The following is a 21316-nucleotide window of genomic DNA, read 5'->3' on the forward strand; positions in this document are numbered from 1 at the left end:
GATGGGAGCCCAGCTTCGGGTCTACCGCCGCCAGATAAAGGCGGTCGGGTCGACCAAGAAGATCACCAAGGCGATGGAGCTCATCGCCGCTTCGCGGATCGCGAAGGCGCAGTCGCGGATGAAGGCGGCTCGCCCGTACTCATACGAGCTGACCCGCGCGCTCTCGGCGTTGGGCAAGAACGCCTCGCTGAAGCATCCGCTGCTCACCGGTAGTGAGAACCCGCGCCGATCGGCGATCCTGGTGATCACCGCCGACCGCGGCCTGGCCGGCGGTTACAGCTCCAACGCGATCCGTCGCGCCAACGAGCTGGCTGACCAGCTGCGCAGCGATGGCAAGGAGCCGGTGCTGTACGTCATCGGGCGTAAGGCCGTGACGTTCTACCGCTTCCGTCAGATCCCGGTCGAGGAGGCCTGGACGGGCTTCTCCGAGCAGCCCAACTTCGTGAATGCGCGGGAGGCGGCACAGACGCTCGTCGCTGCCCTGAACGCCACCAGCGACGGTTCGGTCGACGGTTCGGCCGGTGTTGACGAGTTGTATCTCGTCTTCACCCGCTTCGAGTCGATGGTGACCCAGACACCGGTGGCCGAGCAGCTCTCACCGGTATCGGCCTCCGACCTCGGTGTCGACGAAGCGAAGGAGTCCAGCGAGTCTTCAGGCCCGAAGCCGGCCTACGACTTCGAGCCAGAGGCGGAAGAACTGCTGGTCACCCTGCTGCCGCGTTACATCAGCGCCCGCATCTTTGCCGGGTTGCTGGAGTCGGCGGCCTCAGAGTCGGCTTCGCGCCGGCGCGCGATGAAGTCCGCCTCCGACAACGCGTCGGACCTCATCGAGATGTACACCCGTCTGGCGAACCAAGCCCGTCAGGCTGAAATCACCCAAGAAATCTCTGAGATCGTCGGTGGAGCCGATGCTCTCGCCGCAGCAGGAAGCGACTAAACGATGACGACTTTGTTCGAGAATGACATTGCTGACGCCAGCGAGAGTGGGCCGTCCACCGGCCGCGTAGTCCGAGTGATCGGCCCGGTCGTCGACGTCGAGTTCGGCCGTAACAGCATCCCGCCGCTGTTCAACGCGCTGCACGTCGAGATCGAGCTCGGCGAACTCTCCAAGACGATGACCCTTGAGGTCGCCCAGCACATCGGCGATGACATGGTTCGCACGATCGCCCTGCAGCCGACTGACGGGCTCGTCCGGGGCGCTGTGGTCACCGACACCGGTGGAGCCATCTCGGTCCCGGTCGGCGACATCACCAAGGGCCACGTCTTCAACGCCCTCGGCGTGCCGCTGGATGAGGCCGGCAAGGATCTGGTCTTCCCGGAGCGTTGGTCGATTCACCGTGAGCCGCCGCCGTTCGATCAGCTCGAGTCGAAGACCGAGCCGATGTGGACCGGCATCAAGGTCGTCGACCTGCTCACGCCTTACGTTGTCGGCGGAAAGATCGGCCTCTTCGGTGGGGCCGGCGTTGGGAAGACGGTGCTCATCCAGGAGATGATCTACCGCGTCGCCGAGAACTTCGGTGGTGTCTCCGTCTTCGCCGGTGTGGGGGAGCGTACCCGCGAGGGTAACGACCTCATCGCCGAGATGACCGACTCGGGCGTGCTGGAGAAGACCGCGCTGGTCTTCGGCCAGATGGACGAGCCGCCGGGCACGCGCCTTCGGGTCGCCCTCTCGGCGCTGACCATGGCCGAGTACTTCCGCGACGTGCAGAAGCAGGACGTGCTGCTGTTCATCGACAACATCTTCCGCTTCACCCAGGCCGGTTCCGAGGTCTCCACACTGCTCGGCCGCATGCCGTCGGCCGTGGGTTACCAGCCGACTCTGGCTGACGAGATGGGGCAGTTGCAGGAGCGGATCACCTCGACGCGTGGTCACTCGATCACCTCGATGCAGGCGATCTACGTCCCGGCCGATGACATCACCGACCCGGCCCCGCACACCGCGTTCGCTCACCTCGACGCCACCACGGTGCTCTCCCGTCCGATTTCGGAGAAGGGCATCTACCCGGCCGTCGACCCGCTCGACTCGACCTCGCGCATCCTGGACGCCCAGTACATCGGCCAGGAGCACTACGACGTCGCGCAGGAGACCAAGCGGATCCTGCAGCGCTACAACGAGCTCCAGTCGATCATCGCGATTCTCGGTATCGACGAGCTCTCCGAAGAGGACAAGATCCTCGTCGGCCGGGCCCGTCGGATCGAGCGCTTCCTCTCCCAGAACACCTTCGTGGCCAAGCAGTTCACCGGCATCGAGGGCTCGTTCGTCCCGATCGAAGAGACGATCGACGCCTTCAAGCGTCTGGCCGCCGGTGACTATGACAGCTACCCGGAGCAGGCCTTCTTCATGTGTGGTGGCATCGAGGACCTCGAGCGCAAGGCGCACGAGCTTCGGAACTCCTGATGCCGGCCACCATGCAGGTGGAACTGGTCTCCGTCGAGCAGGCGATCTGGTCGGGCGAGGCGACGATGGTCATCGCCCGCACGCCCGATGGCGAGATCGGAATCATGCCCGGTCATGCGCCGCTGCTCGGTGCCCTGGTGCCGGGCTGGGTCGTCCGGATCGCACGGGTCAACGAGCCTGAGCTGCGGGTGGCTGTGCACGGGGGCTTCCTATCGGTGAGTGCGGAGAATGTCTCGGTGCTCGCTGAGATGGCCGAGATCGCCGAGGACATCGACGTCGAGCGGGCCAAGGTAGCGCTAGCTCGGGCCGAGGGCGAAGAGGGCCCGGACGCCGAGGCCGCCCGCGAGCGGGCGCAGGCCCGTCTGCGTGCGGTAGGCGCCGACTCAGCCAGCGCCACCCACTAGGTCCGCACCAGGTCTGACCGGGTAGAGGACGAGAATCGCATGAGGCGCTGGAGGTGAGCTCGCACAGTGCCGCTTGTTGACATCGTGGCGCTCACGCTCCTCGCGCTGATCCTCGTCCTGCTCATCCTCGTCATCGCCCGGCAGCGATACATGCTGCGCAGCGCCGGCGGGATTGCGATGGCGGTCGCTCGCGGTAGTCGTTGGCTATACGGTGTAGCCAGATATGACGGTGACGAGCTTCGCTGGTACCGAGCTCTCGGGGTGGGTACCCGGCCATCCCGCATCTGGCGGCGTGACAGTCTGACGGTGCTCGATCGGCGGTCACCGGAGCCGTCTGAAGCTAATGCCCTTCCGCCGACCGCGGTCGTGGTGCGCTGTAGCGACGGGAGTACGGCCCGCTATGGCAGCACCAGTAATGAGCTCTCGATCGCCTTCGCCGACGGCGCGTACACCGGGTTCGTCTCCTGGCTCGAATCGGCTCGCCCGCGCGCCTAGGTACGCTCACAGCGTTCCGGCCGATTTGCGTTCTGGCCGATTTGCGTTCCGGCCGGCCTCGCCCCGGTAGGCGTCGGATGTGACGCTCAGATCGACGTTCAGCGGGGCAAAGCTGAGGTCTGCGAGATTAGCCGCCGGGTGGATTGGGCGGCTCAGCCGCCGGCTGGATTGGGCGGCTCAGCCGCCGGGTCGCCACTTCACATCGCCCTCAGGGTTGGCGCACCGGGCCAGGATGAAGAGAAGGTCCGAGAGCCGGTTCAGGTAAAGCAGCGCGATGCGATTAGTCGCCTCCGGGTCAGCCTCATAGAGGCTCCAGGCGCTGCGTTCCGCCCGCCGAGAGACGGTTCGCGCCTGGTGAAGCAGCGCCGCGCCGGACGTTCCGCCGGGGAGGATGAAGCTGTCCAGTTTGGCCAGGTTCTCGTTGAAGTCGTCGCACCAACCCTCGAGCCGATCGACATAGGCGTCGGTCACCCGCAGTGGCGGGTATTTCGGGTCCGCGACCACCGGGGTACAGAGGTCCGCTCCGACGTCGAAGAGGTCGTTCTGCACCTGGCGCAGCACGGCGCCGATCGAGTCGTCCAACCCGCCGAGGGAGAGCGCCACGCCGATGATGGCGTTCGTCTCGTCGCAGTCGGCGTAGGCCCCGACGCGGGGATCGGTCTTGTGAACTCGGGACATATCGCCGAGCGCGGTCGTGCCGTCGTCGCCGGTCTTGGTGTAAATGCGCGTCAGATGAACAGACATGGCCAAACCATAACCGTCCGCAAACTAGGATGGTGTGGTGCAGGTGCTACGAGTAACAGGTGGGGCCAGGCTACGCGGGGACGTCTCCGTGGTGGGGGCGAAGAACAGCGTCTTGAAGCTGATGGCCGCATCGCTGCTGGCCCCGGGAAAGACCACCCTGTCGAACCTGCCGGCCATCTCCGACGTCGACATCATGAACGAGCTGCTCACCCGGCTCGGCTGCGAAGTGGTTGAAAGCAGCGACGGCCTGGTCGACAGCGTCGCCATCGACGTGCCGGAGGACCCGAGCCCCGAGGCGCCCTACGAACTGGTCCGCAAGATCCGCGGCTCGATCTGCGTGCTCGGCCCCCTACTGGCCCGCACCGGGCGGGCCAAGGTGGCACTGCCGGGCGGTGATGCGATCGGCTCCCGGCCACTGGACATGCACTTCGCCGGGCTGAACCGCATGGGCGCCGAGATCCACATCGAGCACGGCTACATCATCGCCGAGGCGGCCCAGCTGCACGGAGCAGGGATCTGGCTGGACTTCCCGAGTGTCGGGGCCACCGAGAACATCCTGACCGCCGCGGTACTGGCCAAGGGCACCACGGTCATCGACAACGCGGCCCGCGAGCCGGAGATCGTCGATCTCTGCCACCTGCTCCAGTCGATGGGGGCGCAGATCGGTGGCGTGGGCTCCTCGACCCTGGAGATCGACGGAGTCGAGGCGCTGACACCGACGTCCCATCGAGCCGTGGCCGATCGAATCGTCGCGGGCACCTGGGCCATCGCCGCGGCCGCGACGCAGGGCGACGTCACCGTGAAGGGTGCCGTCGCCGCGCACCTGGAGATCGCGCTCGACAAGCTCGTGCGGGCCGGCGCTCAGATCGACGTTCAGGCCGACGGTTTCCGGGTACAGATGCACCAGCGTCCCAAGAGTTTCGACGTGGTCACGCTGCCTTACCCGGGCCTGGCCACCGACCTGCAGCCGCAGGCAATCGCGCTTCTCTCCATCGCCGACGGAACCTCGATGATCACCGAGAACCTGTTCGAGGCCCGATTCATGTTCTGTGACGAGATCGCCCGGATGGGTGCCGACGTCCGTACCGATGGCCACCACGCGGTTGTGCGCGGCACGCAGCGGCTCTCCGGTGCTCCGGTTCGGGCCACCGATATTCGGGCCGGCGTCGGGTTAGTGATCGCTGGGCTGGTCGCGGAGGGCGTGACCGAGGTCGCCGAGATCCATCACATCGACCGGGGCTACGTCCGCATGGAGGAGCAGTTGCGCGCCCTCGGGGCCGACGTCATCCGCACCGAATCCGGCGTCTTCGGCGGGTGATTCCCGGTCACCGTGTTCCGGTCGGCGTGTTCCGGGTCGGCGTGAGCTCAGACCGGATGCAGGATTTCGTGCGCCCGGTCGGCATCGGCCCGGAACACTAGAACGTCGAACTTCCCGTCCCGTCGGGTCGACAGTGAGGTGCGGATCGTCGCCGCCCCCAGCGCGGCCCGTACCTCCATCGCCTCTCGACGGTCAAGGGATGTGGCGACCACCTCAAGTAGTCCGAGCTCGCTGGACGTGTACGCATCCGGCGCCCGGCCCGAGTGCGGCCGGGACGGCTTGAAGACCCAGCGCATGACCAGAACCAGGATGAGGGCGAGGGTGAGCGCCGTCAGCAGGGTTGGGAGGTCGCCGGCCACATCCTCCATGCTCGGCCATCGTCGCCGCGATTGACAACCCAGCGGCCGGCGAGCCGGTCAGGCCGGCAGAAGCAGGGCTCGCAGACCGCGTTCACCGGCCCGCATCATCGCCGAATGATTGGCGACCATCACCGGTCGGGTGACGGCGCTGACCCGCCGCAGTGTCGGGCTGCCCAGGGTCACTTCCTCAACGAAGGTCGCCGTCGTCGCGACCCGGCTCCGGGACTCCACGATCCACTCGCTGAATCCGTTGAGATCACCGCGGAGTCGGGCCCGCAGTCGTAACGCGACCGGATCCTCGACATCGCGGGTGGCCACGAAGCGCAGCGTGTAGGGCAGGAAGCTGCGGCAGCTGATCTCGCCCGATTGGTCATCCAGTTGCCGGGCGCTGCGAACCTGGGGCCACCAGCGCGGATATTCGGCGACGTCGCGCAGTGCCGCGTAGACCGCGGTCGGGGGCGCGTCGAGCCGCCACTGCGAGCGGAATCGGTAGATGTGACTCACGATCGCTGCGGCGGCGCCACGCTAGGCGTCGCGATTCTCGGTGCCGACGACCGGCGGCAGAACTGACCACGGAAAATTGATCCACTGATCGGTGTGGCGCCAGACGTATTCGCACTTGACCGTGGAGCGGGACTTCTCGTAAATCACGGCACATCGCACGTCGGCCACCTTGCCGACACAGAACTGCTTCACCAGCTCCAGGGTGGCCCCGGTGTCGGCGACGTCGTCGGCGATGAGCACCCTTGCGCCCGAGAGATCGACCAGTTGGGGGACCGGCGGCAGCATCACCGGCATCTCCAGGCGCTGATCGACACCGGTGTAGAACTCGACATTCATCACGTGCAGGTTCTTCACATCGAGCGCGTAGCCCAGTGATCCAGCGGCGAAGAGGCCACCCCGGGCGATCGCCAGGATGAGATCGGGGCGGAATCCGTCATCGGCGATCGCCGTCGCCAACTCCCGGCTGGCCTCCCCGAAGAGGTCCCAGGTCAGGTTCTCGCGCAGTTCCTGGCTCGCGAGCTCGCTCATCGGGTCCGTACGCCTTCACTCGCAGGCTCGGAAGGCCGTCCGGCCCCGATTGCACTTCGTGCGGGATCCAATGATTCGCTCGCGAGCTCGCTCATCGGGTCCGTACGCCTTCACTCGCAGGCTCGGAAGGTCGCCCGGCCCCGATTGCACTTCGTGCGGGATCCAATGATTCGCTCGCGAGCTCGCTCATCGGGTCCGTACGCCTTCACTCGCAGGCTCGGAAGGCCGTCCGGCCCCGATTGCACTTCGTGCGGGATCCAATGATTCGCTCGCGAGCTCGCTCATGAGCAGTAGCCTTTCAGACGGCGGTTGCTGCTGCGAAGTGGGCCACAGTTTGTTTCTAGATGGTAGCCGCGGCGTCACAACCGTGGGATCGTCAGCGACATGCCCTACCCAGATGATGACACCCGCGATCCCGCCTGGGTGATGCGTACCTACGCCGGACACTCGTCGCCGGTCGAGTCCAACGCGCTCTACCGCCGCAACCTGGCCAAGGGACAGACCGGCCTCTCCGTCGCCTTCGACCTCCCGACCCAGACCGGCTACGACCCCGACGCCGAGCTGGCACGCGGTGAGGTCGGCAAGGTCGGCGTCCCCATCTCGCACATCGGTGACATCCGGGCCCTCTTCGCCGATATCCCGCTCGAGAAGATGAACACGTCGATGACGATCAACGCGCCGGCGATGTACATGCTCGCGCTTTATCTGACCGCGGCCGAGGAGCAGGCGGAGGCCAGCGGGCTGGACCCGGCCGAGGTGCGGTCCAAGCTGGCCGGGACCACCCAGAACGACATCATCAAGGAGTACCTGTCGCGGGGAACCTACGTCTTCCCGCCGGCTCCCTCGCTGCGTCTGATCACCGACATGATCGCCTACACGGTGGCCAACGTGCCCAAGTGGAACCCGATGAACGTCTGCAGCTACCACCTGCAGGAGGCGGGTGCGACGCCGGTGCAGGAGGTCGCCTTCGCCCTCTGTACCGCCATCGCGGTACTCGACTCGGTACGCGACTCCGGCCAGGTGCCGCCGGAGAAGTTCGGCGACGTCGTCGCCCGCATCTCCTTCTTCGTCAACGCCGGCGTCCGGTTCGTCGAGGAGATGTGCAAACTGCGTGCCTTCGGCCAGCTCTGGGACGAGATCACCCGGGAGCGTTACGGGGTGACCAACGCCAAGCAGCGTCGCTTCCGCTACGGCGTCCAGGTGAACTCCCTCGGCCTCACCGAGGCGCAGCCGGAGAACAACGTCTACCGCATCCTGCTGGAGATGCTGGCCGTCACGATGTCGCGTGACGCCCGTGCGCGTGCCGTGCAGCTGCCGGCCTGGAACGAGGCGCTCGGGCTGCCGCGGGCCTGGGATCAGCAGTGGTCGATCCGGATGCAGCAGGTGCTGGCCTACGAGTCGGACCTGCTCGAGTACGGCGACCTCTTCGCCGGCTCCACGGTCGTCGAGGCGAAGGTGGCCGAGATCGCCGAAGGCGCGCGGGCCGAGGTGGCCCGGGTGCTGGAGATGGGTGGCGCGGTGGCCGCCGTCGAGTCCGGCTACATGAAGTCGGCGCTCGTCTCGTCGCTGGCTGACCGCCGGCGCCGGATGGAGTCCGGTGAGGACATCATCGTCGGCCTGAACAAGTGGACCGAATCCGAGCCGAACCCGCTCGTCGGTGGCGCCGACGGCGGCATCCTCACCGTCGACGCGGCGGTCGAGGGAGCGGCCAAGGAGGCCATCGTCGCCTGGCGCGCCGCCCGCGACGCCGAGGTGGTGGACGAGGCGCTGCGCGAGCTACGCGACGCAGCGAAGACTGATACCAACCTGATGGAGGCCTCTCTGGTCTGCGCGCGAGCCGGCGTGACGGTGGGCGAATGGTCAGGTGTGCTGCGCGAGGTCTTCGGCGAGTACCGTGCCCCGACCGGGGTGAGCGCGGCCAGCGGTGGCGGCAACGCCTCGGATCTGGACGGCGTTCGGGCGCGGGTCCGCCAGGTCGGGCAGGAGCTGGGTCGACCGCTGAAGTTCCTGGTCGGAAAGCCGGGCCTGGACGGGCACTCCAACGGTGCCGAGCAGATCGCGGTACGGGCCCGTGACGCCGGCTTCGAGGTGGTCTACTCCGGCATCCGCCTCACCCCGGCCCAGATCGTCGCCGCCGCGGTGGAGGAGGACGTCGACGTGGTCGGGCTCTCGGTCCTCTCCGGGTCACACCTGTCCGTGGTCCCAGACGTCGTCAACGGCCTACGCGCTGCGGGCCTGGATGACGTGCCGGTCGTGCTGGGCGGGATCATCCCCGACGCCGACGTGCCGTCGCTCATCGAATCCGGGGTGGCCCGGGTCTTCACGCCGAAGGACTTCGCCATCACCAACGTGCTGGACTCCGTCGTCGACGCCATCGTCGAAGCCCGCGCCGCGCACGCGGCGAACTAGCACGCAGCCGCCGAACTAGCCTCGGGTAACCTGCGACGGTGCGCGTAGTCATTGCCAGATGCAGCGTCGACTATGTCGGACGGCTCACGGCTCACCTGCCCCTGGCGACCCGGCTGCTGATGGTGAAGGCCGACGGTTCGGTGCTGGTGCACTCCGACGGTGGCTCCTACAAGCCACTCAACTGGATGAGCCCACCCTGCTCACTGGTCGAGGAGCGCGCCGAGGATGGTGTCGTCTGGACCATCACCAACAAGGCGCGCGAACAGCTCATCGTCACCATCGACGAGGTCATGCATGACTCGACGCACGATCTCGGGATAGATCCGGGTCTGGTGAAGGACGGCGTCGAGGCGCACCTGCAGGTGCTGCTGGCCCAGCACATCTCGACGCTGGGCGAGGGCTTCCGGCTGGTTCGCCGTGAGTTCCCGACCGCCATCGGCCCAGTGGACATCATGGCCCGCGACGGTGCCGGCCTCGCCGTGGCGATCGAGATCAAGCGGCGTGGTGACATCGACGGCGTCGAGCAACTCACCCGCTACCTCGAACTGCTCAACCGCGACCCGCTGCTGGCCCCCGTGCGGGGGGTCTTCGCCGCCCAGGAGATCAAGCCGCAGGCGCGGGTGCTGGCCGGTGACCGGGGCATCGACTGCGTGGTGCTCGACTACGAGTCGCTGCGCGGCGCCGACGACCCGTCGCTGCGTCTCTTCTAAGCCTGCCTGTCTCGTTCAACCTGCCGCTCAACTAGGAGATATCCATGTCCGTAGTCCTACTGGCCGACGGTCCGGTCGAGGGCGTCCGCGTGCTGACCCTCAACGACCCGGCCAAGCGCAACGCCCTCTCGCCGGCACTGCAGAGCGGGCTGCGCGATGCGGTGGCCCAGGTGCGGGGTGACCGTTCGGCTCGGGCCCTCGTCGTCACCGGCAACGGCCCGGCCTTCAGCGCCGGCGCCGACCTGCCGGCCATCTTCGGTGATACCGACCGAACGACCGGGCAACTCCGCGACGACCTGCGGGGGATCTACGACAGTTTCCTGAGCGTCGGCGAGCTGGAGATCCCGACCATCGCCGCCGTCCAGGGGCCGGCCGTCGGCGCCGGGGTGATCCTGGCGATGTCCTGCGACATTCGTATCGCCGCCCCGATCGCCTCTTTCGGGGTCACCTTCACCAAGCTCGGGCTGCACCCGGGCGGTGGCTGCACCCACTACGTCGTCGAGGCGTTGGGGGCCCAGCGGGCGCTTGCCCTGCTGCTGGCCGGCGGCGCCGTACGGGCCGAGGAGGCGTTGGCCGCCGGCATGATCCTGGAGATCGCCGAGGACCCGCTGGCCGCGGCCGTCGAACTGGCCGGCCGCTATGCGGCGCTGGATCCGTCGCTGGCCCGAAACATCAAGCGGGCGGTCGGGATCGCCGGCCGGGGCGACTTCGAGCAGACCCTGGAGTTCGAGTCGTGGGCGCAGGCCGAGTCGGCGCAGAGCGCGCAGTTCAAGGCGGCCGTGCAGAGCTTCGTCCGCAAGTAACGGCGATCCGCAAGTAACGGCGAGGGAAGTCCGGGAGCGTTTCCGGTGCGATCGGCGATGCTGCGGTGTGAAGAAGTCGACTGACGACTGGGTCACGTGGGAGTAGCTTCGAGCCCACGACTGCATTAGTGTTCATGAAACCTACGAGTTACTCGTCAGTAACCTATTTCAGAACTTCCACCGAACTCTGCGACAAGGAACCAGGTTTATGAGCCGCGAATTTTCTCAGGTTGGCGTTGTCGGTCTCGGCACGATGGGCGCGGGAATCGCCGAGGTGCTGGCCCGTAACGGCATATCGGTGCTGGCCGTCGAGCGGGATGACGCTGCGATCGAGGCTGGTCAGGCGCACATCGAGCAGTCCACCGAGCGCGCCGTCTCGCGCGGCAAGCTGACCGCCGACGAACGCTTCACCCTGCTCGACAGCATCACCTATGCGACCGAGCTCAAGGCGCTCGGTGACGCGGATCTGGTCATCGAGGCGGTGCCGGAGTCGTTGGAGCTGAAGAAGTCCATCTTTGCGACGCTGGACGAGATCTGTAAGCCTGAGGCGATCCTGGCCACCAACACCTCCTCCCTCTCAGTCACCGAGATCGCGGTCGCCACCGGTCGTCCGGGCAAGGTTGTTGGCCTGCACTTCTTCAACCCGGCACCGGTCATGAAGCTGGTCGAGATCGTCCGGAGCGTCGTCACCGAAGCCGATGTGGTTGAGGACGTCGAGGCTTTCGCGCAGTCACTGGACAAGACCGATGTGACGATCGGCGATCGCGCCGGGTTCATCGCCAACGCGCTGCTCTTCGGTTACCTCAACCACGCCGCCGCGATGTACGAATCGCGCTACGCCAGCCGCGAGGACATCGACGCTGCGATGCGTCTGGGCTGCGGCCTGCCGATGGGCCCGCTGGCCGTCCTGGATCTGATCGGTCTTGACACGGCCGCGGAGATTCTGGACACCATCTACAAGCAGACCCGTGACCGTCTCTACGCTCCGACGCCGATCTTCAAGCAGATGATCACTGCGGGACTGCTGGGGCGTAAGTCTGGCCGCGGCTTCTACAGCTACGAGACGCCGGGCTCCTCCGCCGTCATTGCCGACGCCCTCACCCCGGTCGCCGGTGGGGCCGTCGCCGGTGCCCGCAGCATCAGCAAGGTCGGTGTCGTCGGTTCGGGCACGATGGCCACCGGAATCATCGAGGTCTTCGCGAAGGCCGGCTACGAGGTGCTCTTCGTCGCGCGCAGCGAGCAGAAGGTGGCCGGTGTCATCGCCGCCATCACCAAGTCGCTGGAGAAGGCCGTCTCCCGCGGCAAGCTGTCGGAGGAGAAGCGGGATGCCGCGCTGGCCCTGGTCAGCGGCACCAGCAGCGCTGAGGACCTATCCGGGGTCGAGCTCGTCGTCGAGGCCGTCGTCGAGGATCTGGCCGTCAAGCAGGAACTCTTCGCCACGCTCGACCGGGTCTGCCAGCCTGGCACCATCCTGGCCACCACGACCTCCAGCCTGCCGGTGATCGAGGTCGCGGCCGTGACCTCGCGGCCGGCCGACGTCATCGGCATGCATTTCTTCAACCCGGCCGCGATCATGCGCCTGGTCGAGGTCGTCACCACCGTCTCCACCGACAGTGCCGTGGAGGCGACGGTCCTGGACGTTACGGCGAAGATCGGCAAGCACGCGGTGCGCTGTGGTGACCGGGCGGGCTTCATCGTCAACGCCCTCCTCTTCCCGTACCTCAACGATGCGGTGAAGATGCTGGAGGCGCACTACGCCAGCGCAGATGACATCGACACCGCGATGAAGGTCGGCTGCGGCTACCCGATGGGTCCGTTCCAGCTGCTCGACGTGGTCGGCAACGATGTGTCACTGGCTATCCAGCGAACCCTCTACAACGAGTTCCGCGAGCCGGGCTACGCCCCGGCGCCGCTGCTGGAGCACCTGGTCACCGCCGGGCGGCTCGGCCGCAAGACCGGCAAGGGATTCCGCGACTACAGCTAATCTGGAGGGCGTGCCCCGCCAGAACCGACGACGCGCTGACGAGCCCCGATCCGGGAACGGACCGGGGCTCGCAGCGCAGCGCAGCGAATCGTGGCGGGGCGAGGAGTACACCGTCCGCAGTGTCACCGCGGCGCGTGGCGAGAAGAGCTATCGCTGCCCTGGGTGCGACCAGATCGTGCAGGGCAGCGTGCCGCATGTGGTGGCGTGGCCGACTTATGACTCCGAGGCCTCTGACCGCCGGCACTGGCATACGACCTGCTGGACGGCCCGGGACCGGCGTGCGCCGGGGATACAGCGCTCGCGGTCGGCGCCGAGATTCTGAACGGCGCTCGAAGGTGCTCCAGTCTCGCGCCGAGCCGCTAGACCTCGACCTGAGCTAGAGACCATGCCCTCAGACGGTGACGAGCTCGGAGTGGGGCTCGTCGCCGGCGGCCTTCGGGGCCGACGTGGGGGTGCTGCCTTCATGCTTGCTGCGGTCCAACCAGCCGGCCATCAGCGCGATGGCCAGGCCGATGCTGCAGAGTCCGGCCGCCACGACGTTGGGGGAGTTGTAGCCCAGCCCAGCGGCGATAGCGATGCCTCCGAGCCAGGCGCCCAGAGAGTTGGCGATATTAAAGGCGGCCTGGATCGCTGCCGCGGCCAGGTTTGGCGCACCCTGCCCCAGGTTGATCAGACGGTTCTGCAGGGCCGGCAGCATGGCCAGGCTGGTGGCTGGGAACATGAAGATCGTTATCGCTGCGGTGAACTTGTTGTGCGAGGTCAGCACGAAGAGAAGCGAGATGGCTATCTCGGCCGAGATAGCCAGGTAGATGCTGACCATCGGGAGGCGATCGGCCAGCCGGGCACCGACCAGGTTGCCGACCGTCATGCCCAAGCCGAAGAGAACCAGCAGCCAGGTGACGCTTCCCTCGGCGAAGCCGGCGACGTGGATCATCATCGGCGCGATGTAGCTGAAGGTGGCGAAGAGGCCGCCGCCGCCGAAGATCGCGATGGCCAGCGCCAGCCACACCTGAAGCTTCTTGAAGACCTGGAACTCGCTTCGCACCGATCGGGTGTCACCGACACCCACTGCGGGTACGAAGATCGCCATGCTCGCCGCGGCGATCAAACCGATCACGCCGACAAGGGCGAAGATGAGACGCCACCCCACGTGCTGGCCCAGCAGCGTCGTCATTGGGACGCCGACAACATTGGCCACCGTGAGGCCGGTGAACATGACGGCCATCGCCGCGCTTCGCTTGGAGACGTCGACCAGACTCGCCGCCACCACTGATCCGACTCCGAAGAACGCACCGTGGGGCAGGCCGGTACAGAAGCGGGCCAGCAGCACCAGGTTGAAGGTCGGGGCGACACTGGAGAGAAAGTTGCCCAGCGCGAAGAAGCACATCAGTCCGATGAGCAACTGCTTGCGGGGGAGCCGGACCGTGGCGATGGTCAGCAGCGGGGCGCCGACGACGACGCCGATGGCGTAGGCGGAGATGAGCTCGCCGGCGCGTGGGATGGAGACGTTGAGGTCATGGGCCACGTTGGGCAGCAGCCCGAAGATGACGAACTCGCCGGTGCCGATGCCGAATCCGCCGACGGCGAGAGAGAGCAGCGCGCGACGGACAGGGCTGATGCGCATTAAATATCTATTCTGAACGAGGGTTGAAGCTGTACTGGGGGCTACAGCTACTCACCATCGTAATGGCGCGGCTTGCTCACCGTCGGTGCAGGCGCGGTGGCGATGACCACACCGAGCCGCCCGTGCAGTTGGCTCAAGTCGGCGTGCAAGCCGGCGGCGTAGGAGTCGAGGTCGTTGACCTTGCCGGTCGCATCGGTGATCAACCGATCGGCTTCGGCGTGCGCATCGGCGACCACCTTCGCGGCCTCGGCCTGAGCCGTTGCGATCTCGGCCGCGGACTTGTCGGCCTCCGCTCGCCGGCGGGCGCGCAGCGCGATCTCGAAGTCCTCGGTCGCGGTGGCGCGGTGCGCTTCAGCCTCCTGCTCCGAAGCGGCGATCGCGGCGGTGGACTCAGCGTCCAGGCGAGCCCGTACCTCGGCCGATGCGTCATCCAACTCCGCGCGCTTGATCGCAGCCTCCTGCGTCAGGCGGTCCTCTTCGGCCTGCGCCTGGATCACGGCTGACTCGGCCTGGCTCACCGTCTCGTCGCGGATCCGCTCGGCCTCGGCGATGCGGCGACGGAATGTCTCGTCGGCCTCGGTCAGGCGCTCGGTCGCGTCGGCGACGATCTGGTCGGCCTCGGCCCGCGCGGTGAGCACGATCCGGGCGGCGGCCTCGTCGGCGGCCTGCCTCGACTCCAGCACGTAGGCGTCGGCCTCGGCTCGCTCGCGCGTCGCTTCGCGCTGAGCGGAGTCGAGGATGGCCCGCGCCTTCGGATCGACGTTCTCCTCGGTGACCTGTTCGGTCGCCGCTCGGAGTTGGCGCCGTAGTGACTCAACCTGGGCGTTCGAACTGGCCAGCTGAGCCGCCAGGTCCGCGCTGCGCCCGGTGGCAGAGTCCCGTTCGCCGGCCAGGAGCCGAATCTCTTCGTCGAGCTTCGCTAGATGCTGATCGACCTGACGACGGTCGTAGCCGCGCATGGCGGCGTCGAAACCGCGGTCGTCGAACATGGGCAGGACATCAGACGGATTATCGATGCTCATACCCCAATGGTTGCACTACTTGGCCCTGCGACCCAACCCCCAGAGGCTGTGGGCGGGGTCGCAGCGGCACAAGGTGGTACGTCGACTACAGGCCGGAATCAATAACTGGCCGTGCTTTACGGCGATATGACGCGAGAGCCGCGGAACGCCGGCGCGGACGTCGTCGAGTTAGCTCAGCGGTTGCGGAACCGGTTGATCGCATCGATGTGCTTGGCCCGAAGTTCCTGGTCACGAACGCCGAGGCCCTCTTCAGGAGCGAGGCAGAGCACGCCGACCTTGCCTTGGTGCAGGTTCTTGTGGACGTCGTAGGCGGCCTGGCCGGTCTCGGCCAACGGGTAAACGCGCGACAGCGTCGGGTGGATGGCACCCTTGGCGATCAGGCGATTCGCCTCCCACGATTCGCGGTAGTTCGCGAAGTGCGAGCCGACGATGCGCTTCAGCGTCATCCAGAGATAGCGGTTGTCGTACTCGTGCCAGTAGCCGGTCGTGGAGGCGCAGGTGACGATGGTGCCGCCTCGCTTGGTGACGTAGACGCTGGCGCCGAAGGTCTCGCGTCCGGGGTGCTCGAAGACGATGTCGGGGTCTTCGCCACCGGTGAGCTCGCGGATCTTCTTGCCCAGCCGCTTCCACTCCGACGGCTGCTGCTGGCCGTCCTTCCAGAACTCGTACTTCTCGGCACTGCGGTCGATGATGTATTCGGCACCCATCGCGCGGCAGATCTCGGCCTTCTCCGGCGAGCTGACGACACAGACCGGAATGGCGCCACCGTTGAGGGCGAACTGCGTCGCGTAGCCGCCGAGGCCGCCGGAGGCGCCCCAGATCAGCACCACGTCGCCCTGCTTCATCCCGGCGCCATGCTGGGAGACGAGCTGGCGGTAGGCGGTGGAGTTGACCAGGCCGGGCGAGGCGGCCTCCTCCCAGGTGAGGTGATCGGGCTTGGGCATCAGCTGGTTCGACTTCACCAGCGCCAATTCGGCGAGGCCACCGAAGTTGGTCTCGAAGCCCCAGATTCGCTGCTGCGGGTCCATCATGGTGTCGTCGTGACCCTGCGGGTCCTCCAACTCGACGGAGAGGCAGTGGGCGACGACCTCGTCTCCGGCCTTCCACTTGGTGACGCCCGGGCCAACCCGCAGTACGACCCCGGCGAGATCGGAACCGACCGCGTGGTAGGGCCGATCGTGCTTTTTGGCCAGTGCCGAGGAGGCGCCGTATCGCTTCAGGAAGCCGAAGGTCGAGACCGGTTCGAAGATGGAGGTCCAGACCGTGTTGTAGTTGATCGCGCTGGCCATCACGGCGATGAGGGCCTCGCCGGGGCCGAGCTCCGGCGTGGGAACTTCCTGCAGGTGCAGGCTCTTGCGCGGATCCTTGTCGCGAGAATCGAGACCGGCGAACATGTCGGCCTCCTCCGCCAGGACAACCATCGCCTGATAGGTCTCCGGGACCGGGATCGTCGCCAGTTCGGCGAGGTTGTCGGCGAGGATGGCGTTGCGAATTTCTTGCACTGGAAAGCCTCCGAGGCGTGCTGAAGCGCTGATGTTCTGACGAATGTTACCGGTCGGTAACCGGTAGATCAAGAAGTGCCGAGTGTGACGTTAGTGAGCGGCGGCAGCCGGCTGTACCAGCTCCACCAGCACCCCGCCCGCGTCCTTGGGGTGGATGAAGTTGACCCGCGAATCCGACGTGCCGCGCTTGGGTGCGTCGTAGAGCAGCCGCAGCCCCTTGGCCCGCAGCGCGGCACTGGTCGCCTCGACGTCGGTGACGGTGTACGCGACCTGCTGAACACCGGCGCCATTTCGGCCGATGAACTTGGCGATCGTCGATTCTTCGGTGAGGGGGGCGAGAAGCTGGATGCGGGTCGAACCGTCACCGACGGCCAGCATCGCCTCGCGCACGCCCTGCTCTTCGTTCGTCTCCTCGTGCACGCTGACGATTCCGAAGGTGTCCCGGTAGAACGCGATCGCCGCGTCCAGATCGGGAACGGCGATACCGACATGGTCGATCTTGGTGAAGAGGCTCGAATCAGGCATGGCGTAATACTCACGCCTGTAAGCGTTTTGAGATAGGTCAGCGTGCCCTTGTTCACATTCTCGAAACGCCTTTGCCTGACTACAGTGAGCACGTTGAGCGGAAATCGCTAATTTCTGAGCTCCAAAACACTGGCACCAAAACTCATTGATAAACCCCGCATGGAGGTAGTTGTGGCTGGATCGGTAATCGTCAATGGCGCACGCACGCCAATGGGCCGGCTTCTCGGCTCGCTGAAGGACTTCTCGGGGGCTGACCTGGGCGCCGTAGCCATCAAGGCTGCCGTCGAGCGGGCCGGAATCACCCCGGACCAGGTTCAGTACGTCATCATGGGCCAGGTGCTGCAGGCCGGTGCCGGACAGATCCCGGCGCGCCAGGCCGCGCACAAGGCAGGCATTCCGCTGAACGTTCCGGCCCTGTCGATCAACAAGGTCTGCCTCTCCGGTCTGGACGCGATCGCGCTGGCCGACCAGCTGATTCGTTCTGGTGAGTTCGACATCATCGTCGCCGGTGGCCAGGAGTCGATGACCAACGCGCCGCACCTGCTGCCGAAGTCGCGTTCGGGCTACAAGTACGGGGCCATCGAGATGCTCGACGCCATGGCCTTCGACGGACTCACCGACATCTTCGACAACATTCCGATGGGCGAGGCCACCGACAAGGTCAACACCAAGCTCGGCATCGGTCGCGAGGAGCAGGACGAGTTCGCCGCGAAGTCGCACCAGCGCGCCGCCGACGCGGTGAAGAACGGCCGCTTCGACGAGGAGATCACGCCGGTCTTCATCCCGCAGCGCAAGGGCGACCCGATCGAGTTCCGTGAGGACGAGGGCATCCGCGCCGACACCACGGTGGCCTCGCTCTCCAAACTGCGCCCGGCCTTCGACCGCAATGGCACCATCACCGCGGGCACCGCGTCGCAGATCTCCGACGGCGCGGCTGCCGTAGTGGTCATGAGCAAGGCGAAGGCGGAGGAACTCGGCCTCTCCTGGATCGCCGAGATCGGCGCGCACGGCAACGTCGCCGGCCCGGACGGCTCGTTGCAGTCACAGCCGTCCAACGCCATCAACGATGCGCTGCGCAAGGAAGGCAAGGTCATCGGCGACGTCGACCTCATCGAGATCAACGAGGCCTTTGCCGCAGTCGGCCTGCAGTCGATGAAGGATCTCGGCGTCACCGACGAGATCGTCAACGTCAACGGTGGAGCGATCGCGTTGGGGCACCCCATCGGCATGTCCGGTGCTCGCTTGGCCCTGACCATCGCCTACGAGTTGAAGCGACGGGGTGGTGGCCTGGGTGCGGTGGCGCTCTGTGGCGGTGGCGGCCAGGGCGACGCGCTGCTGCTGCACGTTCCGGCTTGATCCGGCCTGATCCGGCGTGGCCCGGCCAGTTCGAATCTGACGATTCTCCGTCAATAACAAGGTGACTTCCCGATCGGTGCGCTCGACCAACGTCTCTGAGTTGGTCGAGCGCACCCGTTCGGGTGACCCGCGGTCAGTGGCCCGACTCATCTCGCTGGTCGAGAACGACGCCCCGCAGTTGCGCGAGATCGCCGCGCTGCTGGTTCCCTTCGCGGGACGGGCCCAGGTCGTCGGGCTCACCGGCTCGCCCGGGGTCGGCAAATCGACTTCGACCTCGGCGCTCATCGGCGAGCTGCGCCGCGAGGGCAAGCGGGTCGGAGTGCTGGCCGTCGACCCCTCCTCGCCGTTCTCCGGTGGGGCGCTGCTCGGCGACCGGGTTCGCATGCAGGAACACTCCACCGACGACGGGGTCTTCATCCGCTCGATGGCCTCTCGTGGCCACCTCGGCGGCCTGGCCGCCGCGGCGGCGGCCGCGCTGCGGGTGCTCGATGTGGCCGGCTGCGACGTGGTGCTCATCGAGACCGTCGGCGTCGGTCAGGCCGAGGTCGACATCGCGTCGGTGGCGGACACGACGATGGTGCTGCTGGCGCCCGGCATGGGCGACGGAATCCAGGCCGCTAAGGCCGGAATCCTGGAGATTGCCGACATATTCGTGGTGAACAAGGCCGACCGCGATGGCGCTGATCAGGTGGCGCGCGATCTGCGACACATGCAATCTCTGGGTAACTCCGCGCCGCGAGACGGCGCCGACTCCGCTACAGCTGCGCAGCGCTGGAGGGCGCCGATCGTGAAGACGGTCGCCTCACGATCGGAGGGCGTCGCCGAGGTTGCCGCGGCCATCGAGTCTCACCGCAGCTGGATGGCCGACAGCGGCGAGCTGGTGCGCCGGCGTCAGGTCCGGGCGGCGGCCGAGATCGAAGCCATCGCGCTGGCCCAAGTGAGCCGCCGTTTCGCCCACCTCCACGGTGCGGATGCCCTGCACGAGGCGGCGGTTCGGGTCGTCGCGCGCAGCACCGATCCCTACACCGCAGCCGATGAGCTGGTCGCGGCAATCGGCCAGTAGCATCGCCGTCATGCCAAGTCTGCAGCGCAACGAAGATGTCTTCATCCTTGACCTCGGTGACACCGAGAATCGGTTCAGTCCGGACTGGGTGGCCGACCTCAACCTGTTCCTGGACGAAGTCGAGGCGGCGCCGGCGCCCCGGGCGCTGGTCACCACCGCCACCGGCAAGTTCTTCTCCAACGGGCTCGATCTCGAATGGGTGATGGCCAACCCGACGCAGTTCCCGGGGTACGTCGCGTCGGTGCAGAACCTCTATGCACGATTCCTCAGCCTTCCGCTGCCCACCGTGGCCGCGATTCAGGGGCACTGCTTCGCCGCCGGGGCAATGCTGGCATTGGCCAATGATTTCCGGGTGATGCGGGCCGATCGCGGCTTCTTCTGCCTGCCTGAGGTCGACATCCGCATCCCGTTCACGCCGGCGATGGCGGCACTGATCCAAGCTCGCCTTTCGAAGAAGTCGGCTCACGAGGCGATGACGACCGGTCGCCGCTACGGTGGCGGCGACGCACTCGAGGCCGACATCGTCGACGCCGTGGCCGACGAAGAGACACTGCTGCCGACGGCGGTCGCACTGGCCGCCTCGCTGGCCGGTAAGCCGACCGAGACACTCGGACTGATCAAGGAACGCATGTACGTGCAGACATTGGAGCTGCTGCGGGATCGGGACAATCCGCTCGGTGAGGGCGGCTCGCTACCGACCAGCTGATGCCTGGTCAGCTTCGGTTCCGCCGGCCGAGGTGGTGCCGGCCGAGGTGGTGACCTCGAGGAGCGAGACCTCCTCCAGATCCGCCTCGTAGGCCTTGACGCCGCCGCGCAGGCCGAAGAGGCGCTTGGAGTAGAGCAGATAGGCCACGGCGGCGATGTTGACGATCAGCGCGCCGACGCGCAGCAGCGTCACCCGCTCGGTGACCTCGTAGATCTCGAGCGGGATGAAGAGCGCGGTGGCGACGACGGCGAAGTACTCGCCCCACCGCTTCAGCATCCAGAGCCCGGTGCCCTCCACAATCTGGAGGAGTCCGTAGAAGATCAGGAAGGCGGCGACCAGGTTGAGCGTGGATGACTTGGCGTCCAGCGCGTTCTGAATGGCCTTGATGGTCCCGCTGTCGGCGACGTTGAAGTTGATCTGGTTGAAGAACGGCTTGAGCGAGGCCAGATCGCGATCCACCAACTCCTTCACGCTCACCTGGGTGCTCTTGAAGCGCAGCACGGCGATACCCAGCAGCAGGATGATCGCGCCGCGCACCCACCGTTCGATCGCCAGCAGGCGCAGGATGAAGGCCGACCGCAGCGCCTTGCCCCGCAGCAGCACCGGCGCGTCCTGGGCCGGACCATCGCCGTGCGGATCGCCGAGCACGTAGTCGCCGCAGCGAAGGCAGCGCCAAGCATCGCCGATGGGGGTCAATGCGTGCAGGCGCGGCCGTAGCTCGGCTTCCGTCGGCGCATAGGTGACGTGTCCATGACGAGCGCAGGAGCGCAGATTCCAATCCACGGCCAGAGCCTAGACGAGCGGGACTCATCGGCCAGTTGGGATACGTTTGCCCGCTACCGGGTATAAGAATTGTATGGAG

The 21316-nt window shown here is 66.6% G+C and carries 22 protein-coding genes; 13 read left to right on the forward strand and 9 right to left on the reverse strand.

The genetic code is table 11. The features are described 5' to 3' along the window. Position 1 precedes the first annotated feature (1 nt). The 4 genes from CPH63_RS12940 (at position 2) to CPH63_RS12955 (ending at position 3297) form a co-directional block, all read left to right on the forward strand. A complete protein-coding gene (locus tag CPH63_RS12940) occupies positions 2-937 on the forward strand; it encodes a F0F1 ATP synthase subunit gamma (RefSeq protein ID WP_096303328.1) in 936 nt (311 codons plus the stop codon). 3 nt (positions 938-940) lie between these two features. Further along, positions 941-2398 (forward strand): F0F1 ATP synthase subunit beta, encoded by a 1458-nt coding sequence (gene atpD, locus CPH63_RS12945; protein ID WP_096303329.1) that lies wholly within the window; start codon positions 941-943, stop codon positions 2396-2398. After that, positions 2398-2802, forward strand: a complete 405-nt coding sequence (locus tag CPH63_RS12950; RefSeq protein WP_197704338.1) for a F0F1 ATP synthase subunit epsilon — start codon at positions 2398-2400, stop codon at positions 2800-2802. Before atpD ends, CPH63_RS12950 begins: the two co-directional genes overlap by 1 nt. A 66-nt stretch (positions 2803-2868) precedes the next feature. Continuing rightward, entirely contained in the window at positions 2869-3297 is a 429-nt protein-coding gene (locus CPH63_RS12955) for a DUF2550 domain-containing protein (RefSeq protein ID WP_096303330.1), read from the forward strand. A 177-nt stretch (positions 3298-3474) separates the two neighbouring features. Here the strand turns inward: CPH63_RS12955 and CPH63_RS12960 are convergent, their stop codons facing one another. Continuing rightward, on the reverse strand, positions 3475-4041 hold the full coding sequence (locus tag CPH63_RS12960) for a cob(I)yrinic acid a,c-diamide adenosyltransferase (protein ID WP_096303331.1): 567 nt from the start codon (positions 4039-4041) through the stop codon (positions 3475-3477). Positions 4042-4078: 37 nt separating this feature from the next. On the opposite strand from CPH63_RS12960, the gene murA reads away from it, so the two are divergent. After that, positions 4079-5359 (forward strand): UDP-N-acetylglucosamine 1-carboxyvinyltransferase, encoded by a 1281-nt coding sequence (gene murA / locus CPH63_RS12965; protein ID WP_096305132.1) that lies wholly within the window; start codon positions 4079-4081, stop codon positions 5357-5359. Between the two features lie 47 nt (positions 5360-5406). Here the strand turns inward: murA and CPH63_RS12970 are convergent, their stop codons facing one another. Genes CPH63_RS12970 through CPH63_RS12980 form a run of 3 tightly spaced genes read right to left on the reverse strand, consistent with a single transcriptional unit; the run spans position 5407 to position 6750 of the window. Beyond that, positions 5407-5727 (reverse strand): hypothetical protein, encoded by a 321-nt coding sequence (locus tag CPH63_RS12970; protein ID WP_096303332.1) that lies wholly within the window; start codon positions 5725-5727, stop codon positions 5407-5409. Positions 5728-5775: 48 nt separating this feature from the next. Further along, a complete protein-coding gene (locus tag CPH63_RS12975; RefSeq protein ID WP_197704339.1) occupies positions 5776-6222 on the reverse strand; it encodes an SRPBCC family protein in 447 nt (148 codons plus the stop codon). Between the two features lie 21 nt (positions 6223-6243). Next, positions 6244-6750 (reverse strand): phosphoribosyltransferase, encoded by a 507-nt coding sequence (locus CPH63_RS12980; protein ID WP_096303334.1) that lies wholly within the window; start codon positions 6748-6750, stop codon positions 6244-6246. A gap of 384 nt (positions 6751-7134) precedes the next feature. Between CPH63_RS12980 and CPH63_RS12985 the strand changes: the two genes are divergently transcribed. From CPH63_RS12985 to CPH63_RS13005, 5 genes are all read left to right on the forward strand, one after another. Then, positions 7135-9159 (forward strand): protein meaA, encoded by a 2025-nt coding sequence (locus tag CPH63_RS12985; RefSeq protein ID WP_096303335.1) that lies wholly within the window; start codon positions 7135-7137, stop codon positions 9157-9159. Positions 9160-9197: 38 nt separating this feature from the next. Then, positions 9198-9869: an endonuclease NucS gene (gene nucS, locus CPH63_RS12990; protein ID WP_096303336.1), complete on the forward strand. Its 672-nt coding sequence runs from the start codon at positions 9198-9200 to the stop codon at positions 9867-9869. A gap of 44 nt (positions 9870-9913) precedes the next feature. Next, positions 9914-10672: an enoyl-CoA hydratase-related protein gene (locus tag CPH63_RS12995; protein WP_096303337.1), complete on the forward strand. Its 759-nt coding sequence runs from the start codon at positions 9914-9916 to the stop codon at positions 10670-10672. Positions 10673-10880: 208 nt separating this feature from the next. Next, positions 10881-12656, forward strand: a complete 1776-nt coding sequence (locus CPH63_RS13000) for a 3-hydroxyacyl-CoA dehydrogenase family protein (protein WP_096303338.1) — start codon at positions 10881-10883, stop codon at positions 12654-12656. Between the two features lie 10 nt (positions 12657-12666). After that, entirely contained in the window at positions 12667-12978 is a 312-nt protein-coding gene (locus tag CPH63_RS13005; RefSeq protein ID WP_197704340.1) for an ATP/GTP-binding protein, read from the forward strand. A 69-nt stretch (positions 12979-13047) separates the two neighbouring features. On the opposite strand, the gene CPH63_RS13010 is transcribed toward CPH63_RS13005, so the two are convergent. From CPH63_RS13010 to mce, 4 genes are all read right to left on the reverse strand, one after another. After that, the gene (locus CPH63_RS13010; protein ID WP_096303339.1) at positions 13048-14280 is read right to left on the reverse strand and encodes an MFS transporter; all 1233 of its coding nucleotides are present in this window, start codon (positions 14278-14280) and stop codon (positions 13048-13050) included. Between the two features lie 47 nt (positions 14281-14327). Next, positions 14328-15302 carry a DivIVA domain-containing protein gene (locus CPH63_RS13015; protein WP_096303340.1) on the reverse strand — a complete coding sequence of 325 codons (975 nt, stop codon included), beginning with the start codon at positions 15300-15302 and terminating at the stop codon, positions 14328-14330. A 173-nt stretch (positions 15303-15475) separates the two neighbouring features. After that, positions 15476-16804, reverse strand: a complete 1329-nt coding sequence (gene ccrA, locus CPH63_RS13020; protein ID WP_096303341.1) for a crotonyl-CoA carboxylase/reductase — start codon at positions 16802-16804, stop codon at positions 15476-15478. Positions 16805-16894: 90 nt separating this feature from the next. Beyond that, positions 16895-17329 carry a methylmalonyl-CoA epimerase gene (mce, locus tag CPH63_RS13025; protein WP_096303342.1) on the reverse strand — a complete coding sequence of 145 codons (435 nt, stop codon included), beginning with the start codon at positions 17327-17329 and terminating at the stop codon, positions 16895-16897. A 171-nt stretch (positions 17330-17500) separates the two neighbouring features. On the opposite strand from mce, the gene CPH63_RS13030 reads away from it, so the two are divergent. The 3 genes from CPH63_RS13030 to CPH63_RS13040 all read left to right on the forward strand — a co-directional run bounded on the left by CPH63_RS13030 (position 17501) and on the right by CPH63_RS13040 (position 20454). Continuing rightward, a complete protein-coding gene (locus CPH63_RS13030) occupies positions 17501-18685 on the forward strand; it encodes an acetyl-CoA C-acetyltransferase (RefSeq protein ID WP_197704341.1) in 1185 nt (394 codons plus the stop codon). A 61-nt stretch (positions 18686-18746) separates the two neighbouring features. Next, complete coding sequence (gene meaB, locus CPH63_RS13035; RefSeq protein WP_241895645.1) at positions 18747-19748, forward strand: methylmalonyl Co-A mutase-associated GTPase MeaB; 1002 nt, start codon at positions 18747-18749, stop codon at positions 19746-19748. 10 nt (positions 19749-19758) lie between these two features. After that, positions 19759-20454: an enoyl-CoA hydratase-related protein gene (locus CPH63_RS13040; protein ID WP_096305135.1), complete on the forward strand. Its 696-nt coding sequence runs from the start codon at positions 19759-19761 to the stop codon at positions 20452-20454. Here CPH63_RS13040 and CPH63_RS13045 read toward each other — a convergent pair. Next, the gene (locus tag CPH63_RS13045; RefSeq protein ID WP_197704342.1) at positions 20440-21237 is read right to left on the reverse strand and encodes a DUF2127 domain-containing protein; all 798 of its coding nucleotides are present in this window, start codon (positions 21235-21237) and stop codon (positions 20440-20442) included. The two genes, CPH63_RS13040 and CPH63_RS13045, sit on opposite strands and share 15 nt — an antisense overlap. Positions 21238-21316 lie beyond the last annotated feature (79 nt).

Source organism: Jatrophihabitans sp. GAS493 (assembly GCF_900230215.1).
Taxonomy (GTDB): Bacteria; Actinomycetota; Actinomycetes; order Mycobacteriales; family Jatrophihabitantaceae; genus MT45.

Excerpts from the sequence above, each read along its gene's own strand:
- CPH63_RS12980 (WP_096303334.1), bottom strand. The coding sequence starts at position 6,750 with ATGAGCGAGCTCGCGAGCCAGGAACTGCGCGAGAACCTGACCTGGGAC.
- CPH63_RS13010 (WP_096303339.1), bottom strand. The coding sequence starts at position 14,280 with ATGCGCATCAGCCCTGTCCGTCGCGCGCTGCTCTCTCTCGCCGTCGGC.
- CPH63_RS12985 (WP_096303335.1), top strand. The coding sequence starts at position 7,135 with ATGCCCTACCCAGATGATGACACCCGCGATCCCGCCTGGGTGATGCGT.
- CPH63_RS13040 (WP_096305135.1), top strand. The coding sequence starts at position 19,759 with ATGCCAAGTCTGCAGCGCAACGAAGATGTCTTCATCCTTGACCTCGGT.
- CPH63_RS12970 (WP_096303332.1), bottom strand. The coding sequence starts at position 5,727 with ATGGAGGATGTGGCCGGCGACCTCCCAACCCTGCTGACGGCGCTCACC.
- CPH63_RS12950 (WP_197704338.1), top strand. The coding sequence starts at position 2,398 with ATGCCGGCCACCATGCAGGTGGAACTGGTCTCCGTCGAGCAGGCGATC.
- CPH63_RS13000 (WP_096303338.1), top strand. The coding sequence starts at position 10,881 with ATGAGCCGCGAATTTTCTCAGGTTGGCGTTGTCGGTCTCGGCACGATG.
- atpD (WP_096303329.1), top strand. The coding sequence starts at position 941 with ATGACGACTTTGTTCGAGAATGACATTGCTGACGCCAGCGAGAGTGGG.
- CPH63_RS12960 (WP_096303331.1), bottom strand. The coding sequence starts at position 4,041 with ATGTCTGTTCATCTGACGCGCATTTACACCAAGACCGGCGACGACGGC.
- CPH63_RS12940 (WP_096303328.1), top strand. The coding sequence starts at position 2 with ATGGGAGCCCAGCTTCGGGTCTACCGCCGCCAGATAAAGGCGGTCGGG.
- mce (WP_096303342.1), bottom strand. The coding sequence starts at position 17,329 with ATGCCTGATTCGAGCCTCTTCACCAAGATCGACCATGTCGGTATCGCC.
- CPH63_RS13015 (WP_096303340.1), bottom strand. The coding sequence starts at position 15,302 with ATGAGCATCGATAATCCGTCTGATGTCCTGCCCATGTTCGACGACCGC.
- CPH63_RS12995 (WP_096303337.1), top strand. The coding sequence starts at position 9,914 with ATGTCCGTAGTCCTACTGGCCGACGGTCCGGTCGAGGGCGTCCGCGTG.